Genomic DNA, 2,557 nt, shown 5'->3' on the forward strand with positions numbered 1-2,557 from the left:
GGTGTGCGCATTGTTGGGCGTCAGCACATAGATCAGGTCGAAGATGCGCAGCGCATCGAGCGCGCGGAAGATCACGGCCACCATCAGCGCGGGGCGGATGAGCGGCAAGGTCACCCGCCAGAAGATCTGCCAGGGGTTGGCGCCGTCGAGCCTGGCGACCTCGATGATCTCCCTCGGCAGCATCTGCAGCGCGGCCAGGATGAGCAGCGTCATGAACGGTGTCGCCTTCCAGATATCGACGATGAGGACGGCCGCCATCGCCGTGTCGGCGTCGGCCGTCCAGGCTATCTTGGTGCTGATCAGGCCGAGGTTGAGCAGCACGACATTGATGATGCCGAACTGGTCGTTGAGCATCCATTGCCACATCTTCGCCGAGACGATCGTCGGGATCGCCCAGGGGATCAGGATCGCTGCCCTGACGACGCCGCGGCCTCTGAATTCGGCATTGAGAACCAGAGCAACGATCGTGCCGAGGATGGTTTCGCAGGTCACCGAAATCACCGTGAAACGAACCGTGTTCCAGACGGCACGCCACCAGACCGGATCGACGAGCAGCCCGTCATAGAGGGTCCGGCCGCTCGGCATGTGCAGCACCGAGAAATAATTGCCGAAGCCGACCCATTGGCGCGCGTCGAGGTCGGCCAGCGAGGCGTCGGTCAAGCTGAAATAAACCGTGCGGGCAAGCGGCCAGCCGGCCGCCCCGGCGAGCACCAGCAGCATCGGCGCCAGGAATAGCCACGCCGAGCGAACGCGCTGTGCCGTCAACGGCGAGTGCGCGGCCCTGGCTGTTTCCGGTTCCATTCCTGTCATTTCGCTCCCGCTCGTTGCGGTCCCGCCGGGCGGGTGCCCCGGCATCGTCGCGTCACCAGCCTCGGCCCTTCAGCTTGGTCAGCATCGCTTCGAGGTCGGCCAGATTGTCGGCGGCGGTGCCGTCGCCCGAGAGCGTGTTGTGAACGGCGTTCCAGAACTGGCTCGAAGCCTCGTTGTATTTGATCCTGGCCGCGGCCGACGGGCGCGGCACCGCATTGAGAAATATCTGCTTCCAGCGCGGAATAATCGGGTGCTCCCTGGCAATGTCGGCATCGTCATATAGCGCCCGGATGGTCGGCAGGTTGGACGTCTTCAGCGCGCGGTATTTCTGCATCGCGGGCGAGGCGATGAACTTGACCAGCTCGATCGCGGCATCCGGATGCTTCGAATATTTGGAGACGGCGAGGTTCCAGCCGCCCAGGGTCGCGACCGGGCGCGCGCCCTCGCCCGTGCCGGCCGGCAGCGGTGCCACGTCGAACTTGCCCTTGATCGGCGAGCCCTCGCCGTTGCCGAGCGCATAGGCATAGGGCCAGTTGCGCATGAACACCGCATTGCCTGTCTGCCAGACGCCGCGCGATTCCTCTTCCTGGTAGGCAAGCACGCCGGGTGGCGCGATGGTCCCGACCCAGCCCTTGGCCATGTCGAGCGCCGCCGCCGCTTGGCTGTTGTTGATGGAGATGGAGCCGTCCGGCTCGATGATCTGGCCGCCGCCATTCGACATCACCCATTCGAGCGCGTTGCAGGTCAGCCCTTCATAGGCGTTCCCCTGGAAGACGAAGCCCCAGATATCCCGATTGCCGGCCGCACGCTCCTTGTCCATGACCAGCCTGGCGGTGTCCGCCAGTTCCTTCCAGGTGGCCGGCACCTTGGCGCCATATTTGTCGAGGAGATCCTTGCGGTAGTAGAGCGCTGGCGCATCGGTGAAGATCGGCAAGGCGACGAGCTTGCCGTTGACGGTCTGTGACTGGATGATCGATGGGAAATGCTCGGCCACGACGTCCTTGGTCGCTGCCGTCAGATCCACCAGCTGGCTGGCGAGCTGCGGTGCCCAGATCACGTCCGTCTGGTAGACGTCGATGTCACTGTTTCCGGCGGCGAGCCAAAGCCGGTACTGACCGAACTGGTCGGTTCCGGACGTCGGCATGACGACGATGCTGACCTTGTTGCCGCTGTCTTTCTCGTAACGGTCGAGGATCTCGCGCAGCACCTTGATGCCGTCGCCGGTATCGCCCGACACCATCGACAGCTCGACGGCCCGCGCCGGCGTGCCAACCAGCATGGCGGCGACGCCAAGCGCCAGGAATGCGTGAGAAAACTTCATGGTGGTGGATGTCCCTCCGCGGCCGGCCGCGGAAAATTCCTCCCACCCGCCGGCAGCTTGTCAGGCCCTCACCTCCCATTGAATGCGAAGCGGCGCTTTGGGTTCCCAAATCGCGCCGTTCCTGCGTGAGGCGACACCCATCAGGGTGTGTTGAGATTCAGGTCAGGCCGAGTCGAAAATGGTGGTTTCCGAGAACCGGAGCGGAGCGTATTTTTGGGTACGTGAGCACCGGAAGCGCAGGAAGCCATCATTTGCAGGCCGGCATCACCTGAATATCAGCACACCCTAGCCTTCCCAGGCGACAGGCATCATGCCCAGCCGCTCATAGAGCCGGACGGCGGCGGGATTCTCGACCGTGTTGGTCTTGAGGTCGACATGATCGGCGCCGCGTTCGCGAAAAACGGCGAAGGCGTGCCACATCAGCGC

3 protein-coding genes are annotated in these 2,557 nt (G+C 63.9%); all 3 read right to left on the reverse strand.

The features are described 5' to 3' along the window. A partial coding sequence (locus EN750_RS28785) for a sugar ABC transporter permease (RefSeq protein WP_145968002.1) occupies positions 1 to 810 on the reverse strand: 810 nt, incomplete at its 3' end. Positions 811 to 862: 52 nt separating this feature from the next. Next, a complete protein-coding gene (locus EN750_RS28790) occupies positions 863 to 2,131 on the reverse strand; it encodes an ABC transporter substrate-binding protein (RefSeq protein ID WP_127398776.1) in 1,269 nt (422 codons plus the stop codon). A 285-nt stretch (positions 2,132 to 2,416) separates the two neighbouring features. Next, a partial coding sequence (locus EN750_RS28795; protein WP_127398777.1) for a GNAT family N-acetyltransferase occupies positions 2,417 to 2,557 on the reverse strand: 141 nt, incomplete at its 5' end.

The sequence above is a fragment of the Mesorhizobium sp. M7A.F.Ca.ET.027.03.2.1 genome, from assembly GCF_003999175.1.
Classification (GTDB): domain Bacteria; phylum Pseudomonadota; class Alphaproteobacteria; order Rhizobiales; family Rhizobiaceae; genus Mesorhizobium.

Coding starts and splice junctions, on each gene's coding strand:
- EN750_RS28790 (WP_127398776.1), bottom strand. CDS start 2,131: ATGAAGTTTTCTCACGCATTCCTGGCGCTTGGCGTCGCCGCCATGCTG.